This window comes from Brevundimonas sp. ABV4_179, assembly GCF_056311945.1.
The window spans coordinates 2,189,309-2,212,746 of record NZ_CM149976.1 but is presented as its reverse complement, the minus strand read 5'-3'; the positions used below and the strand labels follow the sequence as shown (position 1 = coordinate 2,212,746).

Here is a 23,438-nt window from a genome sequence, read left to right as displayed (position 1 = left end):
GATGCCTGCGGCCTGAAACCGAACGGCTGTCGCCCACGTATTCCTGACCAGACAACAACAGGTAATGGCGATGCGGTTTGGGGTTTCCATTCTGGCGGGAGCGGCTTTGCTGGCGTCGCCGGTCGTCTATGCTCAGTCCCGTGCGCCGGACCTGCGGACGGCGATCTTCGCGGGCGGCTGTTTCTGGTCGGAGGAAAAGGCGTTCGAAGACGTGCCCGGCGTGCGGTCCGCCGTGTCGGGCTTCGTCGGCGGCCACACCGCCAATCCGACCTATGAGCAGGTGGTGCGCGGCGGGACCGGCCATATGGAGGCGGTGCAGGTCACCTTCGATCCGCGCGTCGTCAGCTATCGCGCCCTGGTCGATCGCTACTGGCGCACCATCGACCCGACCGATCCAAACGGTCAGTTCTGCGATCAGGGCCCATCCTATCGTGCGGCGGTCTTCGCTACGGACCAGCAGCGGGCCGATGCGGTCGCCTCCCGCGATGCGGCGATGCGGGTGTTGAGAAAGAGCTTCACCACCCCGGTCGTCGGCGTCCAGCGCTTCTGGCCGGCGGCCGAAGAGCATCAGAACTACGCCAAACGCCACGCCGCCAGCTATCAGGCCTATCGGATCGGTTGCCGCCGGCCGGAACGGCTGCGCGCCATCTGGGGCGACGCCGCCGTCAGTTGATCAATAGGCGTGGCTTTCGGCCGCGCGCTCTTCCAGATGGCCGTCGCGCAGGGCGAAGACCCTGTCCATATGACCGGCCAACTCCATATTGTGCGTGGCGATCAGGGCGGCGACGCCCGTGGTCTTGGCCAGGTCGCGCAGGGCCTCGAACACCGACTGGCTGGTGATCGGGTCAAGGTTGCCTGTCGGCTCGTCGGCCAGCAGCAGGCGTGGACCGTTGGCCAGGGCGCGGGCGATGGCGACGCGCTGCTGCTCGCCGCCCGACAGTTGCGCCGGTTGGTGCGTCAGGCGCTCGCCCAGGCCGAGCGCCGTCAAGGTGACTTCAGCGCGCTTGCGGGCCTCATCCTGCCCCAGGCCGGCGATCCGCATCGGCAAGGCGACGTTGTCGCGGGCGTCGAACTCGGGCAGCAGATGGTGGAACTGATAGACGAAGCCGATCCGGCCCAGGCGCAGCCGGGTGCGCGCGCGCTCGTCCAGATCGCCGACCTGTTCGCCATCGATGGCCACCGTACCGCTGGTCGGCTTTTCCAACAGACCGGCGGCGTGCAGCAGTGACGACTTGCCGGACCCCGACGGTCCGATCAGCCCGACCAGTTCGCCCGGAAACACGTCCAGATCGACGCCCTTCAAAACGGTCAGTCCGCCCTGGGCCGTGGGATAGGTGCGGGTCAGGCCGCGCACCGACAGGATGGGAGCCTTACTCATAGCGGAGCGCCTCCACGGGATCGATGCGCGACGCATTCCACGACGGCGGCAGGCTGGCGATACAGCTCATCAGCAACGACCAGAAGGCGACCCAGGTCACGTCGATCGGATCGACCAGGGCAGGAATGGCGTCCAGCATATAGACGTCGGAATCGAACAGCTTGGTCTGAAGCGCCCACTCCAGGAAATGCTGGATCGCGCCGATGTTCCAGCAGAACAGCAGGCCCAGCAGCAGTCCGGCCAGTGTGCCCGCCACGCCGATCATGGCGCCGGCCATGAAGAAGACGCGCAGGATCGCCGACGGGCTGGCGCCGATGGTGCGCAGGATGGCGATGTCGCGCCCCTTGTTCTTCACCAGCATGACGATGCCGGAGATGATGTTCATGGCGGCGATGGCGACGACCAGGCCCAGGATGATGCTCATGGCCACCCGCTCGACCTTCAGCGCGCCATAGAAGGCGGCGAGGCGTTCGCGCCAGTCGCTGACGACCGAGCCGGGGCCGGCGGCGGCGCGTATGGCGGGCGTCAGGGTGCCGACCTGATCGGGGTCATCGACCTTGATCTCGATGGCGTCCCAGACGCCTTCCTTGCCGAAGAACAGCTGCTGCTGCTCCAGCGGCATGAACATGAAGGCGCGGTCGTAATCGGCGGCGCCCGAACGGAACAGGCCGCCCACGAAATAGGTCTTCTCCAGACCGCCCAAATTGCCGAAGGCGCTGTCGGCGCCGGTCGGCGAATAGACGGTGATCGCGTCGCCGACCCGAATGCCCAGCGAGTTGGCCAGGGCCGCGCCGATCAGGACGCGGTCGCCGCCATAGGCGCCCTTGCCGAAGCTATCGCGCTCCTGCGGCGACAGGCTGTCGAACACATACTGCGTCTTGGCCAGGTCCTGCGGACGAATGCCCTTGACCATCACCCCGGTCGTATAGCTGCCTACGCGGATCAGGCTCTGCGCCTCGTTCAGCGGATTGACGCTATAGACGCCGGGGATGGCCTCGATCTTCTTGAGGACCGCATCCCGATCCGGCGACGTCAGGACCGGCCCCTGAACATACATGTGCCCGTTGAAGGCCAGCATTCGGCCCAGCAGCTCGCTGCGGAAGCCGGACATGATGCTCATTACGCTGATCAGCACGGCGACGGCCAGCATGATGCCGATGAAGCTGATGACGGCGATGGTGGCCACCCCGCCCTCCTTGCGCTTAGCGCGCAGGTAGCGAAGGGCCAGGCCGATCTCCCAGGAGGAGAAGGCGCCGGACGGTTGGGACGGCAGGCTCAAGCGGTCAGCCTTTCGATGGCTTCGGCCAGGGCGACCGAGACCTTCTCGCCGGTGGCGCGGCGCTTCAGCTCGACCACGCCGTCCGCCAGACCTTTCGGCCCGATGGTCAACTGCCACGGCACGCCGATCAGGTCGGCGGTGGCGAACTTGCCGCCCGGACGCTCGTCGGTGTCGTCGTACAGCACATCCTTGCCCAGGGCTTCCAGCTGGGCGACCGCATCTTCGCAGGCGGCCGAGACGGCGGCGTCGTTGGCGCGCAGATTGATGACCACGACATCAAAGGGCGCGACGGCGTCGGGCCAGATGATGCCGCCCTCGTCGTGGCTGGCCTCGATGATGGCGCCGAGCAGGCGCGACACCCCGACGCCATAGCTGCCCATATGGACCTCGGTGTCCTGACCGTCCGGCCCGGCGACCTTGGCCTTCATCGGCGCGGAATATTTGGTGCCGAAATAGAAGATGTGGCCGACCTCGATGCCGCGGGCCGACAGACGGTCGCTTTCGGCGGTCTGGGCTTCGAACTGGGCCTGGTCGTGCATTTCCTCGGTCGCGGCGTACAGCGCCGTGCGCTCGTCGAACACGGCCTGCAGCGCCTCGGCGTCCAGATCGTGTCCGGGCGGCGCCATCTCGACCAGCTTGCGGTCGCAGAAGACCTCGCTCTCGCCGGTTTCGGCCAGAACGATGAACTCGTGGCTCAGGTCGCCGCCGATGGGGCCGGTATCGGCGCGCATCGGCACGGCCTTCAGGCCGATACGGGCGAAGGTGTTCAGATAGGCCGTGAACATACGGTTGTAGGCGGTGCGGGCCGACGCCTCGTCCAGATCGAACGAATAGGCGTCCTTCATCAGGAACTCGCGGCCGCGCATCACGCCAAAGCGCGGGCGGCGCTCGTCGCGGAACTTCCACTGAATGTGAAACAGGTTCAGCGGCAGCGACTTGTAGGATTTCACATAGGCCCGGAAGATGTCGGTGACCATCTCCTCGTTCGTGGGGCCGTACAGCAGTTCGCGCTCATGCCGGTCAGTGATGCGCAGCATCTCGGGGCCATAGGCGTCGTAGCGGCCGCTCTCGCGCCACAGGTCGGCCAGTTGCAGGGTCGGCATCAGCAGTTCGACCGCCCCTGCCCGCGTCTGCTCCTCGCGCACAATCTGCTCGATCTTGCGCAGCACCTTCAGACCCAGCGGCAGCCAGGCGTAGATGCCGGCGGCCTCCTGCTTGATCATGCCGGCGCGCAGCATCAGCTGGTGCGAGACGATCTGGGCGTCCGAAGGGGCTTCCTTCAGCGTGGGCAGGAAAAAGCGCGACAGGCGCATGATCGGGAATCCTAGGCGTAGAGACGGAACAAGGCTTTAGCCGCTGGAGCGGGGCGAAAGCTAGACCGGCTTGCGGTTTAGACTGCAGGCGCGTGCGAGAAGTCCGGCAGCGGCAGCCAGCCGGTGAAGATCAGCACCATGACGAAGGCCCAGACGATCGCCGAGACCCAGGTGGTGGTCAGGAACTTTTTCTTCAGGTTCGGCGTGCGGGGCGCGCCCCATTGGGCGCCGTCGGTCGGCGGCTCGTGGGTTTCCTGCGAGGTGCCGAGCGGCAGGACGGCGAACAGCACCGTCCACCAGACGATGATGTAGATGCCGATCATGGTCAGCGGGCCGATGGGCATGACGGGCCTCTTTGCTTCAGGGATGCGGGCGGCCGACGCCGTAGCGGGCCGCCAGATAGGGGGCGATGGCGTGATCCTGCAGGAAACGCCGCCCGGTCGCCGCGCTGACCTGCGCGTCGGGCCAGTCCAGTTCGCCGTCCAGGATCAGGATCGGACAGCTCTGATGCGCCTCGCCCACCTGTTCGATCACCGGCGGTCGCGGCTTCGCATGGTCCAGATAGACCACGTTCAGCGCCTCGCGCAGTCGCGGATAGAAGGCCAGAACGCCCTCGATATAGGCGCCGGGCGGGCAGAACCACGGCCCGCCCTGATCGTCGTGCCAGTCGGGATTCAGCAGAAAGAGCGTCTCGGCCATGCCTCAGCCTATAGCCGATGCGGGCGGCCTGTCGCGACCGCTAATCTCAGACGCGCAGGACGACGGTCTCGACGATGGGACGGCGATCCCAGACCTGCTGACTGGCCTTCTTCAGCACGCGGGCGATGGCCTGTTCCACCACCATCTCGTCCTCCGGCGCCTCGCCCTTCAGGTTCTTGACCACCTGTTCGACGCGCTCGGCCAGGTCGTCCAGCACATCGCCCAGCGGCTTCTGCAGGTCGCCCGGCAGGCCCACGCTGCGGATGTCGATGTCGCTGACGATCCGGCCGCGCTTGTCCAGGGCGAAGCTGACGATCAGCACGCCGTTGGTCGAGGCGTGCCGACGCTCCTTCAGCGCCTCGCCCTGTTCGGTGACCAGCATCCCGCCGTCGACATACAGGCGGCCGTTCGGCACTTCGTCGATGATCTGTGCCGGTCCGGGCGCCAGACGCACCATGTCGCCGTTGCGCGGCGTGACAGTCTCCTGAACGCCGACCTCCTTGGCCAGGTTGGCGTGTTCGAGCAGGAAGCGTCGAACGCCATGGGTCGGCACCGCGATCTGCGGCCGCGCCCATTCGTACATCTGCTTCAGCTCGTCGCGGCAGGGGTGGCCCGAGACGTGGATGCCGGGGTGATCCTTCTCGGTGTAGAGGCGCACGCCGCGATCCGCGAGCCGGTCCTGCAGATTGCCGATGGCCAGTTCGTTGCCCGGGATCTGGCGCGACGAGAAGATGCAGTGATCGCCCAGGCCCAGCTTGACCGTCGGGTGTGTCCCATCGGCGACGCGCGACAGGGCCGCCCTCGCCTCGCCCTGGCTGCCGGTGCACAGATAAAGGATCTGATCGGCGGGCCAGACGCGGGCCTCTTCGTCCGACAGGAAGGGTTTGACGTCCTGCAGCATGCCGACGTGCTTGGCCGCCGCCGTGATCCGGTGCATCGACCGGCCGGCCAGGGCGACACGACGCCCACAGGCCTCGGCCGCGCGGATCACGCTGTCCATCCGGGCGACGTTGGAGGCGAAACAGCCCACGGCGACGCGGCCCTTCAGGCTGGCGATCAGCTTGGAGATGGCGACGGCGACATCGCCCTCGGACCCGGCGACGCCCGGCACGAAGACGTTGGTGGAATCGCACACCATGGCCAGCACGCCCTCGTCGCCCAGGGCGCGAATGGCGGGGGCGTCGGTCTTGGTCCCGATCACCGGTTGGTCGTCGATCTTCCAGTCGCCGGTGTGGAACACCATCCCCAGCGGGGTGTCGATGGCCAGGCCGCTTGGTTCGGCGATCGAGTGGGTCATGTTGACGAAGGTGACGCCGAACGAACCGATGTCGACCGTGCCGCCCAGCGGAACCTCGATCAGTTCGACCTGATCCAGGATGCCGCGCTCGCGCAGCTTGTCGCGGATCAGATAGGCCGTGAAGGGCGTGGCGTAGATCGGCGCCTTGATGCGCGGCCACAGCCAGCCCAGGGCGCCGATATGGTCCTCATGCGCGTGGGTCAGGACGATGCCCTTGATCGTCTCGCCCTGCAGATAGGTCGGATCGGGCACGATCACGTCCACGCCCGGCGTGGACAGATCTCCGAAGGTGACGCCGACATCGACGATCAGCCATTCACGGTTCGCCTCCGGGCCGAAGCCATAGGCGTTCAGGTTCATACCGACCTCGTCCGAGCCGCCCAGCGGCAGGAAAACGAGTTCGTCTTGGTTTTGCTTTTTCATTCAGTCAGTCAAATGGGCGTTACGACGCCAGATTGCGAGGAGGCCGCGAATGGTCAGGTCGGAATCGAAGTGGTCGATGCTGTCGGTCGCGCCTTCGAACAGGCTGGCGACGCCGCCGGTGCCGATGACCGTCATGGGTCGACCCCACTCGGCCTTGATGCGCGCGACCAGGCCCTCGATCAACGAAATATAGCCCCAGAAAACGCCCGACTGCATGGCCTCGACCGTGCCGCGCCCGATGACGTTTTCAGGCCGCTGGATGGCGATGCGCGGCAGTTTGGCCGCCGCCTCGTGCAGGGCTTGCAGCGACAGATTGATGCCCGGCGCGATCAGTCCGCCCTCGAAGGCGCCGTCGTGCGCCACGATGTCGAAGGTCGTCGCCGTGCCGCTGTCGATCACGATCAGGTCGCCCGAATACAGCAGCTTGGCTCCAATGGCGTTGACCAGACGGTCGGCGCCGGCCTCGCTGGGCTTGGCGATCCGCACGTCGATGCCCAGGTCGACATTCTCACCGATCACCAGCGGCTCGATGTTTAGATAACGGCGCGCCAGGTTGCGCAGATTGAAGATCGACTGCGGCACGACGCTGGAGATAATGCAGCCGGTCAGGTCGGCGACCGCCAACCCCTTCATGACCATCAACTGGTTCAGCCAGACGGCGTATTCGTCCGCCGTGCGGCTGGCCTCGGTGGCGGCGCGCCATTGGGCGATCCATTCCGATCCGTCGTGAACGGCGAACAACGTATTGGTGTTGCCCTGCTCGATGGCCAAAAGCATCAGACGGCACCGACGTTGGGCGCCGAACCGAAGAAGACGTCGCCAGCGGAAATCAGGCGCGCCGAACCATCGGCGAGACGCAGGCGCAAGGCGCCGTCCGGCTCCACGCCCTCGGCCAGACCCTCAACGGTTTCGTTGTCCAAACGCGCGACGCACGGGCCGTTCAACCCGGTCAGGCGACTGGTCCAGGCGTCCAGCACCGGCTCGAAGCCCAGCGTCTGCCAGCGTCCCCACCAGACCGCGAAAGTTTCGGCCAAAATCTCGGCGGCGGCCTCGATGGGCGGCGCGAACGCATGATCTTCCCGCAGCTTTTCGGACATCGCCGCCGCGGCGGTTTCAGTGCCTTCGGGAGCGTGGGTCAGGTTCACGCCGATGCCGATGCCCAGCCAGAGCCCGCCCGACGCATGGACCCCGCTCTCCACCAGGATGCCGGACACCTTGCGTCCGTCCAGCAGGACGTCGTTCGGCCATTTGATGGACACCAGCGCGGGCGACACGAAAACATCCAGCAGATCCGCAACCGCCAACGCGGCGATGAACGTCGCCTGCGCCGCTTCTCGCGGTGTCGCATGAACCCTGATCAACAGTGTCGCGGCCAGATTGCCCGGCTTGTCCACCCAGGCCCGGCCCCGGCGGCCACGCCCCGCGGTCTGACGGCGCGCGATGATCCACTTCGGACCGACCTCGCCGGCCTCCGCCAGCCGTCGGGCCTCCGAGAGCGTCGAGTCGATCTCGTCGAGGATGACCAAGGGGGCGGGCGTCAACGCCCTACCCGTTCCCGAAGCCGGCGCTCGCGGCCTTGGTCAGCGGCTCCAGCCAGGTCAGACCCACGATGACCAGAGGGAAGGCGAAGGCCGCGCAGGCCCAGCCGATCCACTTGGCCTCGACCGGCGCGGCGTCGGTGGCGATGTCATCCACGGGGGCATCGAACCACATCAGCTTGATGATGCGCAGATAGTAGAAGGCGGCGACGACCGAAGCCACCAGACCCGCGGCCGCGACCGGCCACAGGCCCGCATCGGCGGCGGCGCCGAACACATAGTACTTGCCCCAGAAGCCCGAGAACGGCGGCATCCCCAGCACCGACAGCGACAGCACCGTCAGGGCGACGGCGGTCAGCGGGCGGTCCTTCTTCAGACCGGCCAGATCCGCAATGCGGCGGATCGGACGGCCCGACTTGGACAGCGACAGCAGAATGGCGAAGAAGCCCAGCTGATCAATGACGTAAAGGGTCATGAACATCAGCATGGCCTGCAGGCCCTCGGCCGTGCCCGCCGCGACGCCCAGCAGGGCGTAACCGATGTTGGCGATCGACGAATAGGCCAGCAGGCGCTGGATGTCCTTCTGGGCCAGACCGCCGAAGGCGCCGACGACGAAGCTGATCAGCGAAATGGCGATCAGGACCTGCGACCACTGGGCGTGGGCGTCGCCGAAGCCATGCTCCAGCGCGCGGGCGATCAGGACCATGGCCGCCACCTTGGGCGCCGTGGCGAACAGGGCCACGACCGGCGTCGGCGCGCCCTCATAGACGTCGGGCGTCCACATGTGGAACGGCGCGGCCGAAACCTTGAACGCCAGACCGCAGATCAGGAAGACCAGACCGAAGATCAGGCCGGGGCCGGGGTTGTCGGCGGCGAAGGCGGCGATGTCCTCGAACCGCATCGAACCGGCGAAACCGTAGATCAGGCTCGAGCCGTAAAGCAGCAGGCCCGACGACAGGGCGCCAAGGACGAAATACTTCAGGCCCGCTTCCGACGCCTTGACGTCGTTGCGGTGGAAGGCCGCCAGAACATACAGGGCCAGCGAGTGCAGCTCGATCCCGACATACATGGAGATCAGGTCGCCCGACGACGCCATCATCCCCATGCCGGCGGAGGCCAGCACGATCAGGACCGGATATTCGAACTTGGCGATGCGCGTACGCTTCATCCAGCCGTCACCCAGCACGACCGCCACGGCGGCCGACAGATAGATCAGGCTCTTGGCGTAGATGGCCAGCGGATCGGCTACATAGGCCCCGTTGAAGGCGACGCCCCACGGGCCGACGATGGCGATGACCGAGGCGGCGATCAGCAGCAGGACCGACAGGATCGACACCAGCCGGGCGCTCTTGTCGCCGACGAAGGCGCCGACCATCAGCAGGACCAGGGCGCCGACCGCAAGGGTGACTTCCGAGGCGGCGAGATGCAGGGCGGAGGACAGATCAGGCATTATGGTCTCACCCGCCGATCGCGGCGCGATAGGCGCTGGTCAGGGCCTCGACGGCGGGCCCGGTGTAATCGAGGACGGAGGCCGGATGGACCCCCAGCCAGAGCGTGCCGACGATCAGCGGCACGAACAGCAGCAGTTCGCGCTTGTCGATGTCGGTGATGGTCTCCAGCTTCGGATTGGTGATCTCGCCGAACATGACCGCGCGGTACAGGGTCAGGGCATAGACCGCCGAGAAGATCACGCCCGAGGCCGCGACCAGCGCCGCCCAGGTCGAGGCCTGATAGGCGCCCGTCATGGTCAATACTTCGCCGATGAAGCCCGAGGTGCCCGGCAGGCCGACGTTGGCCATGGTGAACATCAGGAAGATGGCCGCGTACCACGGCATCTTGGACGTCAGTCCGCCGTAGAAGGCGATCTCGCGGGTGTGCATCCGGTCGTAGACGACGCCGACACACAGGAACAGCGCGCCTGAAATCAGGCCGTGGCTGATCATCTGGAAGATGGCGCCCTGCATGCCGATGTCGTTGCCCGAGAAGATGCCCAAGGTGACGAACCCCATGTGGGCGACCGACGAATAGGCGATCAGCTTCTTGATGTCCGTCTGACGCCAGGCGACCAGCGACGTATAGACGATGGCGATCACCGACAGGGTGAAGACCAGCGGCCGGAACATCTCCGACGCCATCGGGAACATCGGCACGTTGAACAGGATGAAGCCGTATCCGCCCAGCTTCAGCAGAATGCCCGCCAGGATGACCGAACCGGCCGTCGGCGCCTGAACGTGGGCGTCGGGCAGCCAGGTGTGGACCGGCCACATCGGCATCTTGACCGCGAACGAGGCGAAGAAGGCCAGCCACAGGATCGGCTGAACGGCCGGATCGAAGGCGAAACGCTTCAGCTCGGGAATGCTGGTGGTGCCCGCTTCATGCGCCATCCACAGCATGGCCAGCAGCATCAGCACCGACCCCAGCAGCGTGTATAGGAAGAACTTGTAGGCCGCGTAGATCCGGTTCTGACCGCCCCAGATGCCGATGATCAGGAACATCGGGACCAGGGTGCCTTCGAAGAAGATGTAGAAGAGGAACAGGTCCAGCGAGGTGAACACCCCGATGACCAGCGTCTCCAGCACCAGGAAGGCGATCATATATTCGACGACGCGCGTCTCGACCGACTTCCAGCTGGCCAGGATGCAGATCGGCATCAGGAAGGCGGTCAGCAGGACGAACAGGACCGAAATCCCGTCCACGCCCAGGTGATAGCTGGCGCCGGCGAACCACGGCGCAAACTCCACGAACTGATAGGCGGTGTCAGCCGGGTCGAAGCCAGAGACCAGCACGACCGAAACCGCCAGCACGACCAGGGTCGTGATCAGGGCGATCCAGCGGGCGGCCGGCGCGGTCGCATCGGCCGACTTGGACGTCAGCCGAGCGGCGAAGATCGCCAGGGCGCCGACCAGGGGCAGGAATGTAACGAGGCTCAGGATGTAGGGCACGAGATCAGGCTCCCCACGCGAGGATGGCGAAGGTGAGCAAGCCAGCCACCCCGAGCAGCATCACGAAGGCATAGTGATAGACATAGCCGGACTGGATCTTGGCCAGTCGAGCGGCGGATTTCAGCGACACCCAGGCGGCGCCGTTCGGCCCCAGCCCGTCGATCAGCTTCACATCGCAGACCTTCCAGAAGAAGTTCCCGACGGCGCGGAAGCCGCGCACGAAGACGACGTCGTACAGTTCGTCGAAATACCACTTGTTGTAGAGGAAGCGGTAGATGACGCCGTTCCGCTCGGCCATGCGACGGCCCATGCCTTCGCGGGCGACATAGATCCAGTAGGCGAAGGCTGTACCGATCAGGGTAAGGATCAGCGGCGACCACTTCACCCAGGTCGGGACCGAATGGCTCTCGTGCAGGACGTGATTGTGCGCTCCGGTGAAGATGGCCCCGCGCCAGAACTCGCCCTCGTGATGGCCGATGAAGTGCGGCGCGAAGACGAAGCCGGCGGCGACCGCGCCGACCGACAGCAGGATCAGCGGGATCAGCATGACCAGCGGGCTCTCGTGCGGCTTCAGCGGGCCATGATGGCCATGGTCGTCATGAGCATGACCGTGGTGCGCGTGGTCGTCCGTGACCGGTTCGGAGTGCGTTTCCAGCTGGGCGTGCGAGGCGTGATCATCCCCGTGATGGGCGGCATGATGCGCGTCGCCCTCTTCCTTCCACACCGGCTTGTTGTGGAAGGTCATGAAGACCAGGCGCCACGAATAGTAGGCCGTCAGACCGGCGGCGATGATGCCGACGAAGAAGGCGAACAGGCCGATGGCCGAGTGACCCGAGGCCGCCGAGGCGTAGGCGCTCTCGATGATCGAGTCCTTGGAATAGAAGCCCGCGAAACCGCCGACGCCAGGGATGCCCAGGCCGGTGATGGCGATGGTGCCGATGGTCATGACCGCATAGGTGACGGGCAGGAGCTTCCACAAACCGCCCATTTTCCGCATGTCCTGCTCGTGGTGCATGCCGTGGATCACCGAACCGGCGCCCAGGAACAGCAGGGCCTTGAAGAAGGCGTGCGTGAACAGGTGGAACATGGCGGCCTGATAGGCGCCGACGCCAGCAGCGAAGAACATGTAGCCCAGCTGCGAACAGGTCGAATAGGCGATGACCCGCTTGATGTCGTTCTGGGTCAGACCGACCGTCGCGGCGAACAGCGCCGTGATCGCGCCAATGATGGCGATGATCTGCGACGCGCCCGGCGCATATTCATAGATCGGGCTCAGCAGGCAGACCATGTAGACGCCGGCGGTGACCATGGTCGCCGCGTGGATCAGGGCCGATACGGGCGTCGGACCTTCCATCGCGTCCGGCAACCAGGTGTGCAGGAAGAACTGGGCCGACTTGCCCATCGCGCCGATGAACAGCAGGAAACCGGCCAGGTCCAGCGCGGACCATTGGACGCCCAGGAACTCCCAAGTCGTGCCGGCCTTTGTGGCGATCAGCGGGAACAGTTCGGCGAAGTTGATCGTGCCGTACATCCAGAAGATCGTCATGATCCCCAGGACGAAGCCGAAGTCGCCGACGCGGTTGACCACGAAGGCTTTGATGGCGGCGGCGCTGGCCGTCGGCTTCTTGAACCAGAAGCCGATCAGCAGATAGGACGCCAGGCCCACCCCTTCCCAACCGAAGAAGATCTGCATGAAGTCGGCCGCCGTCACCAGCGCCAGCATCATGAAGGTGAACAGCGACAGATAGGCGAAGAAGCGCGGTCGGCTGTCGTCCTCGGCCATGTAGCCCCAGGAATACAGGTGGACCAGCGACGACACGCTGGTCACCACGATCAGCATTGTCGCCGACAGGGCGTCGATGCGGATCGACCAAGCCGACTGGAAGTCGCCGACGTTGATGAACGGCGCCAGGCGGATGGTGAAAGGCTCCAGATGGCCCCAGGTCCATTGCCCGAACACCGTCCAGGCGACGGCGCACGAGAAGAACAGCAGGCCGGTCGTGACGGCCTGCGACGGGATGTTGCCGATGCGGCGCCCGAAGAAGCCGGCGATGGCCGCGCCCAGCAGCGGGGCGAAAATCCCGAGAATGACGAGGGTATGGAAAGTCACGCTCAACCCTTCATCACGGAGGCGTCGTCGACGGCGATGTCGCCGCGGTTACGGAAGAAAGTCACCAGGATCGCCAGGCCGACGGCGGCCTCGGCGGCGGCGACGGTCAGGACGAACATCGCCATGATCTGCCCGCTGATCTCGTTCAGATAGGTCGAGAAGGCGACGAAGTTGATGTTCACGGCCAGCAGGATCAGCTCGATCGACATCAGGATGATGATGACGTTCTTGCGGTTCACGAAGATGCCGAAGACCCCGATGGTGAACAGGATCGCAGCGACCGTCAGATAGTGGGTCAGGCCGATCATCACAGAAGCTCCTCGGCGCTGACGCCCTCGCCCGTCGCGGCGGGTTTGATCTCGACTGATTTCAGACGGTCGCGGTTCACCTGATCGCCAGGGTTCTGGCGTTTGATATGCGGCTTGTGGCGCAGGGTCAGGGTGATGGCGCCGATCATCGCGATCAGCAGCACGATCCCGGCCGCCTGGAAGAAGTAGACGTAATCCGTGTAGAGCACGCGACCGATGGCCTCGACATTGGTGACGCTGGCGTCCGGCGCGCCTGGCGCCGGCACGCCCGCCGCAGCCCCGCCCTGAACCACGGCGACAGACACGATGATCATCTCGGCCAGCAGTACGGCGGCGATGATCGCACCCAGCGGCAGATAGCGCGCATAGCCCTCCCGCAGCTTCAAGAAGTCCACGTCCAGCATCATGACGACGAACAGAAACAGCACCGCCACCGCGCCCACATAGACGACGACCAGCAGCATCGCCAGGAACTCGGCCCCCAGCAGGACGAACAGACCTGCCGACGAGAAGAAGGCCAGGATCAACCACAGAACGCTGTGCACCGGGTTGCGCGCGGTCACGACCAGAAGGCCGGAAACCGTGGCGACCGCCGCCAGCAGATAGAAGGCTATGCCTTGCAGCATGTCGGGACGAAGCCCCTTTCGTATCGGCCGCGACCCCGTTTGGAATCGGCGACCCGTTTAGCGAGATGCTGCCTAGTTCAAGACCTCTTCCTCTTGAAGAGGTCTTGAACGGCAACTGTAGTGGAACGTGATCTTGTCCGAAAAACCGGTAGCCACTTTTCGGGATCACGCTCTAGCGGTAAGGCGCGTCGAGTTCCAGATTCTTGGCGATCTGCCGTTCCCAGCGGTCGCCGTTATCGAGCAGGCGTTGCTTGTCGTAGAGCAGCTCTTCGCGCGTCTCGACGGCGAACTCCGAGTTCGGCCCCTCCACAATGGCGTCCACCGGGCAGGCCTCCTGGCACAGGCCGCAGTAGATGCATTTGACCATGTCGATATCGTAGCGGGTCGTGCGGCGGCTGCCGTCGGCGCGCGGCTCGGCCTCGATGGTGATGGCCTGGGCGGGGCAGATGGCTTCGCACAGCTTGCAGGCGATGCAACGTTCCTCGCCGTTCGCATAGCGACGCAGCGCATGCTCGCCGCGGAAGCGCGGCGACTGCGGATTGCGCTCGAACGGATAGTTCACGGTCATCTTCGGCCGCGCCATATATTTCAGCGACAGGCCGATGGCGCCGATGACGTCCAGCATCATCGCGCCCTTGGTCGCCTGGACGATACGGGTGAACATCAGCACTTATCCTTGAAAGCAGGCGTCTTCGGCGCGACCATCACGACCCCACCACGAACACGCGCCAGGCCGAGACGATGACGACCGCCACCAGCGAGGTCGGCAGGAAGATCTTCCAGCCCAGGCGCATCAGCTGATCGTAGCGATAGCGCGGCACGAAGGCCTTCACCATTGAGATCATGACGAACCAGAAGACCGTCTTGGCCATGAAGGTCAGCAGGTAGATCGCATAGGCGATCCAGGCCGGCAGACTGTCCATCCATGCCTGCGGCACGCCGGGGTTCCAGCCGCCAAAGAACAGCAGGCTGATCATAGCCGACATGAAGACGATGTTGACGTACTCGCCCATCATGAACAGCAGATACGGGGTCGAGCTGTATTCCACCTGATAACCGGCGACCAGTTCGGACTCGGCCTCAGGCAGGTCGAACGGCGGACGGTTGGTCTCGGCCAGGGCCGAGATGAAGAAGATGATCGACATCGGGAACAGGATCACGACCAGCGGCCAGGTATCGGCGCCGCCGCCGAAACCGTACCAGTTCCAGAACATGCCCTTCTGGCTCTCGACGATGGCCGACAGGTTCATGGTGCCGGCCAGCAGGATCACATTGATGATGATCAGGCCCAGCGAGACTTCATAGGACACCATCTGCGCCGCTGAACGCAGCGAACCCAGGAACGGATACTTCGAGTTCGAAGCCCAGCCGCCCATGATGATGCCGTAAACGCCCAGCGACGACACGGCGAAGATGTACAGAATGCCGACATTCAGGTCCGACACCACCCAGCCGGGCGCAAATGGGATGACAGCCCAGGCCATGAAGGCCAGGATCACGGTGATGATCGGGGCGATGATGAAGACGGCCTTGTCGGCGCCGGCCGGGATCACGACCTCCTTCAGCACGAACTTGATCATGTCCGCGAACGATTGAAGCAGGCCGAAGGGACCGACGACGTTCGGCCCTTTACGCATCTGCACGCCGGCCCAGACCTTGCGGTCGGCCAGCAGCAGGAAGGCGACGGCGATCAGCACGCCGACGGTGATCAGCAGAACCTGACCGAGCGTGATCAGCGTCCATCCCAGCGGGGTGGCCCAGAAGGAAACGGGGTCCATGACTTACTCCGCCGCCAAAGCGACCGGGGCGATCCGCAGGGCGGACAACTCGGCCATCGTCGCGCTGGCGCGCGCTATCGGATTGGAAAGATACGGGTCGGCCACGGCCGACACGAAGGCGCGGTCGCCCAGATCGCCCTTGGCGCCCAGGGCCGCCACGTCGAACGTCGCCGGCGCGGGCAGATAGTCGATCCGGCCGAAGGTCGGATGATCGCCCATCAGCTTGGCGCGCAGTTGCTCCAGCGTGTCGTACGGCAGGGTCTTGTCGACGCGCGCCGACAGGGCCCGGATGATGGCCCAGTCTTCCTTGGCCTCGCCTTTCGGGAAGACGACCCGTTCGGCCATCTGCACCCGCCCCTCGGTGTTGACGTAGAGGCCCGACTTCTCGGTGTAGGCCGCGCCCGGCAGGATGACGTCCGCGCCGTGCGCGCCTCGGTCTCCGTGGCTGCCCAGATAGACGCGGAAGGCGTTTGAGCCGGTCGGATCGACCTCGTCGGCGCCCAGCAGGAACAGCACGTCCAGCGCGTCCGGCTTCAGCATCTCGGCCACCGTCAGGCCGCCCCCGTTTTCACCGGGTTGGGCCGGCACGAAGCCCATGTCCAGACCAGCGACGCGGGCGGCGGCATGGTGCAGGACGTTGAAGCCGTTCCAGCCATCCGTGACGACGCCGACGGTCTTGGCCAGGGCGCCCAGGGCGTTCAGGACGGCCGCGCCGCCCTCCCCGCCCAGCGCGCCGGAACCAACGATGATCGCGGGACGCTCGGCCTTGGTCAGGATGTCCATCGCCGACTTGGGCAGTTGGCCCAGCGTCTGGGTTCCAGCGCCCAGATAGGCGTAGTCGAACGTCAGATCGGCCTGTTCGCCGATGACGCCGATCTCGACGTCGCCCTTCAGCCATGTCTTGCGCAGGCGCGCGTTCAGCAGCGGGGCCTCGACGCGGGGATTGGCGCCCACGATCAGAATGGCGTCCGCCTTTTCAATGCCTTCCAGGCCGGAATTGAACAGCCAGCCCTCGCGTGGGCCATAGCCCAGGGCCGCGCCATCCTGGCGGCAGTCAGTATTTTTCGAACCCAGGGCGCGGAACAGGTCCAGCGTGGCCTTCATCGACTCGGCGTCTTGCAGGTCGCCGGCGATCACGCCGATGCGGTCGGCCGGCGCGGCCTTCAGCTTGGCGGCCACGGCGTCCAGCGCCTCGTTCCACGATGCGGCGCGCAGCCTGCCGTTCTCGCGGATCCACGGACGGTCCAGACGGCGGGCGGTCAGGCCATCGACGACGTAGCGGCTCTTGTCCGACAGCCACTCCTCGTTGATGCCCTCATTAACGCGGGGCAGCACGCGCATGACCTCGGACCCGCGATAGTCGGCGCGGATGTTCGAGCCCAGGGCGTCCATGACGTCGATGGTTTCGGTCTTCTTCAGTTCCCACGGACGGTAGTGATACTGCCACGGACGGTGCGTCAGGGCGCCGACCGGGCACAGATCGTTGACATTCCCCGACAATTCCGACGCGACCGACTTCTCCAGATAGGTCGTGATCTCGGCGTCCTCGCCGCGCGAGATCATGCCGATGTCCGGCGCCCCGGCGACTTCGGTGATGAAGCGGACGCAGCGCGTGCACTGGATGCAGCGCGTCATGAAGGTCTTGATGGTCGGACCCATCGCCTTTTCTTCGACCGCGCGCTTGTTCTCCGAATAGCGCGAGCCGTCGCGGCCATAGCCGACCGACTGGTCCTGAAGATCGCACTCGCCGCCCTGATCGCAGATGGGGCAATCCAGCGGGTGGTTGATGAGCAGGAACTCCATCACCCCCTCGCGGGCTTTCTTGACCATCGGCGTATCGGTGAAGATTTCCTGGCCATCGGCGGCCGGAAGCGCGCACGAGGCCTGCGGCTTCGGCGGTCCGGGCTTCACCTCAACCAGGCACATCCGGCAGTTGCCGGCGATGGACAGGCGCTCGTGGTAGCAGAAGCGCGGAATCTCTTGCCCCGCGCGTTCGGCGACCTGGAGCACGGTCATGCCGGGCTCGAACTCGGTTTCGACGCCGTTGACCTTGGCGACTGGCATCAGCGGGCCTCTTCTTCAGCGGGAACGGCCAGATCGGCGCGTTCCGTCGTCCCATCCGGGAGCGTCTGTGTGATGGTGATCGTCTCGCCGTCCATGACGTAGCGGATCACCGGATCGCCCGACTGGTTCATCCAGCGAACGAGCGTTGCATCGGGCAGATCGAGTGGCTTCCACACGATCAGATCGTTCTCGACGCGGCACTCGGCGCGCATCCGGCCGCCGTCGACCGGCGCCCGCCACGAGGCGCGCAACACCCCGTCCTGAACCCCGTCAAGGGTGATCGCCGACGGCGTTTGGCCGTGTATCTGGGCCAGACCAGCCCGGCACACCCGGCGCAGTTCGCCAACGGTCAGGACCTTCGGCGCGGTTTGCACCCCGTCCGACGTCTTCACCTCGGCCGAGACCTTTTCCGCAGGCGTGGGCGCAGGGTCACGCTCGCCGCAAGCGGCGAGAGCGAAGGCTCCGATCACGATGGCGGGTGATAGGCGCATCCCTACTCCGCGGCGATGGCGTGGCCGGCGAAGTTCGCGCGGCGGCTGCGGTAGTTGGCGATCCGCTCTTCGATCTCGTGACGGAAGTGACGGATCAGGCCCTGAACCGGCCAGGCGGCGGCGTCGCCCAGGGCGCAGATGGTGTGGCCCTCGACCTGGCCCGCGACATCCAGCAGCAGGTCGATTTCCGAAGGATCGGCCTCACCCACGGCCATCCGCTCAAGCACGCGCCACATCCAGCCGGTGCCCTCGCGGCACGGCGTGCACTGGCCGCAGCTCTCGTGCTTGAAGAAGTAGCTGATGCGGGCGATGGCCTTCACGATATCGGTCGACTCGTCCATCACGGTCACGCCGGCGGTGCCCAGCGACGAACGCATCTCGCGCATGGAATCGAAGTCCATCAGGACCGTCTCGGCCTGCTCGCGGGTGATGACCGGGCAGGACGCGCCGCCGGGAATGATGGCCTTCAGATTGCCCCAGCCGCCGCGAACGCCGCCGCCGTGATCCTCGATCAACTGACGCAGCGGGATCGACATGGCCTCCTCGACCACACACGGCGTGTTGATGTGACCCGACAGGGACATCAGCTTGGTGCCGGTGTTGTTCGGACGACCGAAGCCGGCGAACCAGTCGGCGCCGCGACGCAGGATGGTGCCGACGACGGCGATGGACTCGACATTGTTCACCGTGGTCGGGCAGCCGTACAGACCCGCGCCCGCCGGGAACGGCGGCTTCAGGCGCGGCTGGCCCTTCTTGCCTTCCAGCGATTCCAGCAGAGCCGTCTCTTCGCCGCAGATATAGGCGCCGGCGCCGTGGTGGATATAGACGTGGAAGTCCCAGCCGTGGACGTTGCCGTCGCCGATCAGCTTGGCCTCATAGGCCTGCTTGACGGCGGCTTCCATCCGTTCGCGCTCCAGCACGTATTCGCCGCGCAGATAGATGTAGCAGGCGTGGGCCTGCATCGCGAAGCTGGCGATCAGCGCGCCTTCGATCAGCAGGTGCGGATCATGGCGCATGATCTCGCGGTCCTTGCAGGTCGCGGGCTCGGATTCGTCGGCGTTGATGACCAGGTAGTGAGGACGATCCTTCACTTCCTTGGGCATGAACGACCACTTCAGGCCGGTCGAGAAGCCGGCGCCGCCACGGCCACGCAACCCCGAGGCCTTGACGTTGTTGATGATCCAGTCGCGGCCAAGGTCCAGCATGTCCTTGGTGGCGTTCCACGCGCCGCGCTGCTTCGCCCCCTCTACGCCCCAGTCATGGAAGCCGTACAGGTTGGTGAAGATCCGGTCCTTGTCTTCGAGAATGCCGACCATGGCCCTCAGAGTCCTTCCGCCAGACGGCGCTTGTGGTGGCGGGTGCGCATCCAGATGGCGGCGATGACCATCGCCCAGCCAGCCGCCAGCATGAAGTAGGAGACGTTGACCGCCCATGGCCCGACCACGCCCTGACGCGAGATCAGGATCAACATGGCGGCGCCGACGACCATCGCCAGGCCGCCCGCGCGCAACGGACGACCCACGCCCCGCAGTTCCTTGCGATAGGCCGCGCGGCCCTCGTCGGTGTTCAGATCGGGCGGCGACATCAGGCCGGGGCCTTCTCGGCCGGGGCCGGGTCGCTGTTCGGCAGTTTCTTGATCGGCTTGGCGGCCGAGCCGTCATACAGTTTGGCGTCCAGCAGGGTCTTGGGCCCGCCCTCCGGCGCCGCATTGGTGCGACCGACATAGGACCCGCGCTCCGGCGTCTTGCCGGCGGCGAAGTCGTCGATGATCTGGCCGATCGTCTCGGGCGTCAGGTCCTCGAAATAGTAGTCGTTGATCTGGGCCATCGGCGCATTGGAGCAGGCGCCCAGGCATTCTACTTCCTGCCAGGTGAAGCGGCCGTCGGCGGACAGATGATCCTTGGGACCGATCTTCTCCTTGCAGACGCGCATCAGTTCATTGGCGCCGCGCAGCATGCACGGCGTGGTGCCGCACACCTGGATCAGCGCGGTCTTGCCGACCGGCTCCAGCATGAACATGGTGTAGAAGGTCGCGACCTCCAGCACCCGGATATAGGCCATGCCCAGCAGCTCGGCGATGGCGCGGATGGCGGGTTCGGACACCCAGCCTTCCTGCTTCTGCACCAGCCACAGAACCGGGATCACCGCCGACTGACGACGGCTTTCCGGGTATTTCTTGATCCACCATTCGGCCTTGGCCATCGTGTCGGCCGAGAAGGCGAACGAGGCGGGCTGGTCCTTGGCGAGACGACGAACGCTCATCGGTCCACTTCTCCGAAAACGATGTCGAGCGAGCCCAGGATGGCGGACACGTCGGCCAGCTGGTGGCCCCGGTTCATCCAGTCCATCGCCTGCAGCGAGCGGAAGCCCGGCGCCGAAATCTTCACGCGATAGGGTTTGTTGGTGCCGTCCGACACCAGATAGATGCCGAACTCACCCTTGGGGGCTTCGACCGAGGCATAGACCTCGCCCTCGGGCGTCGAGAAGCCTTCGGTGTAGAGCTTGAAGTGGTGGATCAGCGATTCCATCGACCGCTTCATCTCGCCGCGACGCGGCGGCACGATCTTGTTGTTCTCGATCATCACCGGCTCGCCTGGGCAGTTGCGCAGTTTATGGATGCACTGCTCCATGATCCGCACCGACTGCTTCATCTCTTCGATGCGCACCAGATATCGGTCCCAGCAGTCGCCGTTCTTGCCGACCACAACGTCGAACTCCAGTTCGGCATAGCACTCATAGGGCTGCGACTTGCGCAGGTCCCAGGCGATGTCCGATCCGCGCAGCATGACGCCGGTGAAGCCCCAGGCCAGGGCCTGTTCCTTCGAGACCACGCCGATATCGACGTTGCGCTGCTTGAAGATGCGGTTTTCGGTGACGAGGCTTTCGATGTCCTTCAGCGCCGGCGGGAACTCTTGGCACCAGCGGCCGATGTCGTCGATCAGGTCCATCGGCAGGTCCTGGTGGACGCCGCCCGGACGGAAATAGTTGGCGTGCAGACGGGCGCCGCAGGCGCGCTCGTAGAACACCATCAGCTTTTCGCGTTCCTCGAAGCCCCAGAGCGGCGGCGTCAGGGCGCCGACGTCCATGGCCTGGGTCGTCACGTTCAGCATGTGCGACAGGATGCGGCCGATTTCCGAATAGAGGACGCGGATCAGCTGCGCCCGGTACGGAACCTCGATGCCCAGCAGCTTCTCGATGGCCAGGCAGAAGGCGTGCTCCTGGTTCATCGGCGAGACGTAGTCCAGCCGGTCCAGATACGGCACGTTCTGCAGATAGGTGCGCGCCTCCATCAGCTTCTCGGTGCCGCGGTGCAGCAGGCCGATGTGCGGATCGACGCGCTCGACGATCTCGCCGTCCAGCTCCAGCACCAGGCGCAGCACGCCGTGCGCGGCCGGGTGTTGCGGGCCGAAGTTGATGGTGAACTTGCGGTCTTCCATCTCGCGCGCGTGGGCGGTGCGGGTGTCCAGGTCGTCCTCGAACACGTCCACGCCCAGCGGCGCCACGGTGGGGTTTCCGTCAGCCATTACGCCTGGCCTCCCGCCTTTTCGTCGCCCGGCAGGACCGGCGCAGGGTATTCGGCGCCTTCCCACGGCGACAGGAAGTCGAAGGTGCGGAACTCCTGCGTCAGCTTGACCGGCTCATAGACCACGCGGCGCTGTTCCTCGTCGTAACGGACCTCGACATAGCCCGTCATGGGAAAGTCCTTGCGGAGCGGATGCCCCTCGAAACCATAGTCCGTCAGCAGGCGGCGCAGGTCGGGGTGGCCCGAGAACAGCATGCCGTACATGTCGTAGGCTTCGCGCTCGAACCAGTTGGCGGCCGGATAGACGGCGATGATCGACGGAACGGGCTGCACCTCATCGGTCGACACCTTGACGCGCAGGCGCGCGTTCCGGGTCAACGACATCAGGTGATAGACCACCTCGAACCGCTCCTTGCGATCCGGGTAGTCCACGCCGCAGAGATCCAGCAGTTGCTGGAACCCGAACTGATCGCGCAGCGCGGTCATCACCTCGACGATCCGGTCGCGCGGCGCCACCAGCGTCAGTTCGCCAAAGGCCACCTGGGCCTCGACGCCCAAGGCCCCGACCATCTCGGCGCCCAGCGGCGTCAGAACGGCCTCGTGCTGGGCCTGAACAGCCAAAGAGGTCATCGGTCGATGGTCCCCGTGCGACGAATCTTCTTCTGCAGTTGCAGCAGGCCGTACAGCAGCGCCTCGGCCGTGGGCGGACAGCCCGGCACATAGACGTCCACAGGCACCACGCGGTCGCAGCCGCGAACGACGCTGTAGCTGTAGTGATAATAGCCGCCGCCGTTGGCGCAGCTGCCCATCGACACGACGTAGCGCGGGTCGGGCATCTGGTCGTAAACCTTGCGGATGGCGGGGGCCATCTTGTTGGTCAGGGTGCCGGCGACGATCATCAGGTCCGACTGGCGCGGGCTGGCGCGCGGCGCCATGCCGAAGCGCTCGACGTCGAAACGCGGCATCGACATCTGGATCATCTCGACGGCGCAGCAGGCCAGACCGAAGGTCATCCACATCAGCGAGCCGGTGCGCGCCCAGTTGATCACGTCATCGGCGGCGGCGACCAGATAGCCGCGCTCGCCCAGCTCCATGTTCACGGCCTCGAAGAACTTGTCGTGGACCTTAGGGTCATAGCCCTCGACGGTCGAACGCGCGGCGGCTCCGGCCGGAACCAGCGGCGCGCCCGATGCGGACACCAGGCCGGCGGGCTTGGAAGCGGCGACTACTCCCATTCCAGGGCTCCCTTCTTCCATTCGTAGATGAAGCCGATGGTCAGAACGCCCAGGAAGACCATCATCGACCAGAAGGCGAACACCATGCCGGCATGCGACAGGTCGAACATCGACACCGCCCACGGGAACAGGAACGCCACTTCCAGGTCGAAGATGATGAACAGGATCGACACCAGATAGAAGCGGATGTCGAACTTCATGCGCGCATCGTCGAAGGCGTTGAACCCGCACTCATAGGCCGACAGCTTCTCGCTATCCGGGTTCTTCGGCGCCAGCAGCAGCGGCAGCGCGATGAACAGGATGCCGATGAAGGCCGCGACGCCGGCGAACACCAGCACGGGCAGATATTCTAGAAGAAATGCGTTCATTCGAAGAACCTCGTCCGCCGGGGAGAGGCGGGATTCGGCGCTTCTTAGACCCAACAACGTCGCCGT

25 protein-coding genes are annotated in these 23,438 nt (G+C 65.3%); 1 reads left to right on the top strand and 24 read right to left on the bottom strand.

Annotation, left to right across the window (positions count from 1 at the left end; all coding sequences use genetic code 11):
- Nucleotides 1-64 precede the first annotated feature (64 nt).
- Nucleotides 65-673, top strand: a complete 609-nt coding sequence (msrA, locus tag ACYX4P_RS10630) for a peptide-methionine (S)-S-oxide reductase MsrA (protein ID WP_314135418.1) — start codon at nucleotides 65-67, stop codon at nucleotides 671-673.
- On the opposite strand, the gene ACYX4P_RS10625 is transcribed toward msrA, so the two are convergent.
- The 24 genes from ACYX4P_RS10625 to ACYX4P_RS10510 form a co-directional block, all read right to left on the bottom strand.
- Nucleotides 674-1,378 carry an ABC transporter ATP-binding protein gene (locus tag ACYX4P_RS10625; RefSeq protein ID WP_248116315.1) on the bottom strand — a complete coding sequence of 235 codons (705 nt, stop codon included), beginning with the start codon at nucleotides 1,376-1,378 and terminating at the stop codon, nucleotides 674-676.
- On the bottom strand, nucleotides 1,371-2,657 hold the full coding sequence (locus ACYX4P_RS10620; protein ID WP_374322968.1) for a lipoprotein-releasing ABC transporter permease subunit: 1,287 nt from the start codon (nucleotides 2,655-2,657) through the stop codon (nucleotides 1,371-1,373). The genes ACYX4P_RS10625 and ACYX4P_RS10620 overlap by 8 nt, the downstream gene beginning before the upstream one ends.
- On the bottom strand, nucleotides 2,654-3,970 hold the full coding sequence (gene proS, locus ACYX4P_RS10615) for a proline--tRNA ligase (protein WP_248116314.1): 1,317 nt from the start codon (nucleotides 3,968-3,970) through the stop codon (nucleotides 2,654-2,656). Before proS ends, ACYX4P_RS10620 begins: the two co-directional genes overlap by 4 nt.
- Nucleotides 3,971-4,047: 77 nt before the next feature.
- A complete protein-coding gene (locus ACYX4P_RS10610) occupies nucleotides 4,048-4,314 on the bottom strand; it encodes a DUF1467 family protein (RefSeq protein WP_248116312.1) in 267 nt (88 codons plus the stop codon).
- Between the two features lie 16 nt (nucleotides 4,315-4,330).
- The gene (locus tag ACYX4P_RS10605; protein WP_248116309.1) at nucleotides 4,331-4,669 is read right to left on the bottom strand and encodes a DUF3088 family protein; all 339 of its coding nucleotides are present in this window, start codon (nucleotides 4,667-4,669) and stop codon (nucleotides 4,331-4,333) included.
- Between the two features lie 46 nt (nucleotides 4,670-4,715).
- Complete coding sequence (locus ACYX4P_RS10600; protein ID WP_248116307.1) at nucleotides 4,716-6,389, bottom strand: ribonuclease J; 1,674 nt, start codon at nucleotides 6,387-6,389, stop codon at nucleotides 4,716-4,718.
- Nucleotides 6,390-7,169, bottom strand: coding sequence for a type III pantothenate kinase (locus ACYX4P_RS10595; protein ID WP_045811217.1), 780 nt, complete (start codon nucleotides 7,167-7,169; stop codon nucleotides 6,390-6,392).
- Nucleotides 7,166-7,930, bottom strand: coding sequence for a biotin--[acetyl-CoA-carboxylase] ligase (locus tag ACYX4P_RS10590; RefSeq protein WP_045811218.1), 765 nt, complete (start codon nucleotides 7,928-7,930; stop codon nucleotides 7,166-7,168). Before ACYX4P_RS10590 ends, ACYX4P_RS10595 begins: the two co-directional genes overlap by 4 nt.
- A gap of 4 nt (nucleotides 7,931-7,934) precedes the next feature.
- Nucleotides 7,935-9,377, bottom strand: a complete 1,443-nt coding sequence (gene nuoN / locus ACYX4P_RS10585; RefSeq protein WP_248116305.1) for an NADH-quinone oxidoreductase subunit NuoN — start codon at nucleotides 9,375-9,377, stop codon at nucleotides 7,935-7,937.
- Between the two features lie 7 nt (nucleotides 9,378-9,384).
- The gene (locus tag ACYX4P_RS10580; protein ID WP_248116303.1) at nucleotides 9,385-10,869 is read right to left on the bottom strand and encodes an NADH-quinone oxidoreductase subunit M; all 1,485 of its coding nucleotides are present in this window, start codon (nucleotides 10,867-10,869) and stop codon (nucleotides 9,385-9,387) included.
- Between the two features lie 4 nt (nucleotides 10,870-10,873).
- Nucleotides 10,874-12,979, bottom strand: coding sequence for an NADH-quinone oxidoreductase subunit L (gene nuoL, locus ACYX4P_RS10575; protein WP_248116300.1), 2,106 nt, complete (start codon nucleotides 12,977-12,979; stop codon nucleotides 10,874-10,876).
- 2 nt (nucleotides 12,980-12,981) lie between these two features.
- Nucleotides 12,982-13,287 (bottom strand): NADH-quinone oxidoreductase subunit NuoK, encoded by a 306-nt coding sequence (nuoK, locus tag ACYX4P_RS10570; protein ID WP_017503985.1) that lies wholly within the window; start codon nucleotides 13,285-13,287, stop codon nucleotides 12,982-12,984.
- Nucleotides 13,287-13,913 (bottom strand): NADH-quinone oxidoreductase subunit J, encoded by a 627-nt coding sequence (locus ACYX4P_RS10565; protein ID WP_248116298.1) that lies wholly within the window; start codon nucleotides 13,911-13,913, stop codon nucleotides 13,287-13,289. Before ACYX4P_RS10565 ends, nuoK begins: the two co-directional genes overlap by 1 nt.
- Before the next feature lie 172 nt (nucleotides 13,914-14,085).
- On the bottom strand, nucleotides 14,086-14,577 hold the full coding sequence (nuoI, locus tag ACYX4P_RS10560; protein WP_017503987.1) for an NADH-quinone oxidoreductase subunit NuoI: 492 nt from the start codon (nucleotides 14,575-14,577) through the stop codon (nucleotides 14,086-14,088).
- A 40-nt stretch (nucleotides 14,578-14,617) separates the two neighbouring features.
- Nucleotides 14,618-15,691 (bottom strand): NADH-quinone oxidoreductase subunit NuoH, encoded by a 1,074-nt coding sequence (gene nuoH, locus ACYX4P_RS10555; protein ID WP_248116296.1) that lies wholly within the window; start codon nucleotides 15,689-15,691, stop codon nucleotides 14,618-14,620.
- A 3-nt stretch (nucleotides 15,692-15,694) separates the two neighbouring features.
- Nucleotides 15,695-17,755 (bottom strand): NADH-quinone oxidoreductase subunit NuoG, encoded by a 2,061-nt coding sequence (gene nuoG, locus ACYX4P_RS10550; protein ID WP_248116294.1) that lies wholly within the window; start codon nucleotides 17,753-17,755, stop codon nucleotides 15,695-15,697.
- Nucleotides 17,755-18,246 carry a hypothetical protein gene (locus ACYX4P_RS10545; protein WP_248116292.1) on the bottom strand — a complete coding sequence of 164 codons (492 nt, stop codon included), beginning with the start codon at nucleotides 18,244-18,246 and terminating at the stop codon, nucleotides 17,755-17,757. The genes nuoG and ACYX4P_RS10545 overlap by 1 nt, the downstream gene beginning before the upstream one ends.
- A gap of 2 nt (nucleotides 18,247-18,248) precedes the next feature.
- Nucleotides 18,249-19,562, bottom strand: a complete 1,314-nt coding sequence (nuoF, locus tag ACYX4P_RS10540) for an NADH-quinone oxidoreductase subunit NuoF (RefSeq protein ID WP_248116290.1) — start codon at nucleotides 19,560-19,562, stop codon at nucleotides 18,249-18,251.
- Nucleotides 19,563-19,567: 5 nt separating this feature from the next.
- The gene (locus ACYX4P_RS10535; RefSeq protein ID WP_292023269.1) at nucleotides 19,568-19,831 is read right to left on the bottom strand and encodes a hypothetical protein; all 264 of its coding nucleotides are present in this window, start codon (nucleotides 19,829-19,831) and stop codon (nucleotides 19,568-19,570) included.
- Nucleotides 19,831-20,508 carry an NADH-quinone oxidoreductase subunit NuoE gene (gene nuoE / locus ACYX4P_RS10530; RefSeq protein WP_248116286.1) on the bottom strand — a complete coding sequence of 226 codons (678 nt, stop codon included), beginning with the start codon at nucleotides 20,506-20,508 and terminating at the stop codon, nucleotides 19,831-19,833. The genes ACYX4P_RS10535 and nuoE overlap by 1 nt, the downstream gene beginning before the upstream one ends.
- Entirely contained in the window at nucleotides 20,505-21,683 is a 1,179-nt protein-coding gene (locus ACYX4P_RS10525) for an NADH-quinone oxidoreductase subunit D (protein WP_248117248.1), read from the bottom strand. The genes nuoE and ACYX4P_RS10525 overlap by 4 nt, the downstream gene beginning before the upstream one ends.
- An 86-nt stretch (nucleotides 21,684-21,769) precedes the next feature.
- Nucleotides 21,770-22,399 carry an NADH-quinone oxidoreductase subunit C gene (locus ACYX4P_RS10520; RefSeq protein ID WP_374322955.1) on the bottom strand — a complete coding sequence of 210 codons (630 nt, stop codon included), beginning with the start codon at nucleotides 22,397-22,399 and terminating at the stop codon, nucleotides 21,770-21,772.
- The gene (locus ACYX4P_RS10515; protein ID WP_248116284.1) at nucleotides 22,396-23,025 is read right to left on the bottom strand and encodes a NuoB/complex I 20 kDa subunit family protein; all 630 of its coding nucleotides are present in this window, start codon (nucleotides 23,023-23,025) and stop codon (nucleotides 22,396-22,398) included. The genes ACYX4P_RS10520 and ACYX4P_RS10515 overlap by 4 nt, the downstream gene beginning before the upstream one ends.
- Nucleotides 22,995-23,372, bottom strand: coding sequence for an NADH-quinone oxidoreductase subunit A (locus tag ACYX4P_RS10510; RefSeq protein ID WP_248116282.1), 378 nt, complete (start codon nucleotides 23,370-23,372; stop codon nucleotides 22,995-22,997). Before ACYX4P_RS10510 ends, ACYX4P_RS10515 begins: the two co-directional genes overlap by 31 nt.
- Nucleotides 23,373-23,438: the final 66 nt, after the last annotated feature.

Bases quoted from the DNA above. Each gene is read 5' to 3' on its own strand.
- msrA (WP_314135418.1), top strand. From the start codon at position 65: ATGGCGATGCGGTTTGGGGTTTCCATTCTGGCGGGAGCGGCTTTGCTG.
- ACYX4P_RS10625 (WP_248116315.1), bottom strand. From the start codon at position 1,378: ATGAGTAAGGCTCCCATCCTGTCGGTGCGCGGCCTGACCCGCACCTAT.
- proS (WP_248116314.1), bottom strand. From the start codon at position 3,970: ATGCGCCTGTCGCGCTTTTTCCTGCCCACGCTGAAGGAAGCCCCTTCG.
- ACYX4P_RS10610 (WP_248116312.1), bottom strand. From the start codon at position 4,314: ATGCCCATCGGCCCGCTGACCATGATCGGCATCTACATCATCGTCTGG.
- ACYX4P_RS10605 (WP_248116309.1), bottom strand. From the start codon at position 4,669: ATGGCCGAGACGCTCTTTCTGCTGAATCCCGACTGGCACGACGATCAG.
- ACYX4P_RS10600 (WP_248116307.1), bottom strand. From the start codon at position 6,389: ATGAAAAAGCAAAACCAAGACGAACTCGTTTTCCTGCCGCTGGGCGGC.
- nuoN (WP_248116305.1), bottom strand. From the start codon at position 9,377: ATGCCTGATCTGTCCTCCGCCCTGCATCTCGCCGCCTCGGAAGTCACC.
- nuoK (WP_017503985.1), bottom strand. From the start codon at position 13,287: ATGATCGGCCTGACCCACTATCTGACGGTCGCTGCGATCCTGTTCACC.
- ACYX4P_RS10565 (WP_248116298.1), bottom strand. From the start codon at position 13,913: ATGCTGCAAGGCATAGCCTTCTATCTGCTGGCGGCGGTCGCCACGGTT.
- nuoI (WP_017503987.1), bottom strand. From the start codon at position 14,577: ATGTTCACCCGTATCGTCCAGGCGACCAAGGGCGCGATGATGCTGGAC.
- nuoH (WP_248116296.1), bottom strand. From the start codon at position 15,691: ATGGACCCCGTTTCCTTCTGGGCCACCCCGCTGGGATGGACGCTGATC.
- nuoG (WP_248116294.1), bottom strand. From the start codon at position 17,755: ATGCCAGTCGCCAAGGTCAACGGCGTCGAAACCGAGTTCGAGCCCGGC.
- ACYX4P_RS10545 (WP_248116292.1), bottom strand. From the start codon at position 18,246: ATGCGCCTATCACCCGCCATCGTGATCGGAGCCTTCGCTCTCGCCGCT.
- nuoF (WP_248116290.1), bottom strand. From the start codon at position 19,562: ATGGTCGGCATTCTCGAAGACAAGGACCGGATCTTCACCAACCTGTAC.
- ACYX4P_RS10535 (WP_292023269.1), bottom strand. From the start codon at position 19,831: ATGTCGCCGCCCGATCTGAACACCGACGAGGGCCGCGCGGCCTATCGC.
- nuoE (WP_248116286.1), bottom strand. From the start codon at position 20,508: ATGAGCGTTCGTCGTCTCGCCAAGGACCAGCCCGCCTCGTTCGCCTTC.
- ACYX4P_RS10525 (WP_248117248.1), bottom strand. From the start codon at position 21,683: ATGGAAGACCGCAAGTTCACCATCAACTTCGGCCCGCAACACCCGGCC.
- ACYX4P_RS10520 (WP_374322955.1), bottom strand. From the start codon at position 22,399: ATGACCTCTTTGGCTGTTCAGGCCCAGCACGAGGCCGTTCTGACGCCG.
- ACYX4P_RS10515 (WP_248116284.1), bottom strand. From the start codon at position 23,025: ATGGAAGAAGGGAGCCCTGGAATGGGAGTAGTCGCCGCTTCCAAGCCC.
- ACYX4P_RS10510 (WP_248116282.1), bottom strand. From the start codon at position 23,372: ATGAACGCATTTCTTCTAGAATATCTGCCCGTGCTGGTGTTCGCCGGC.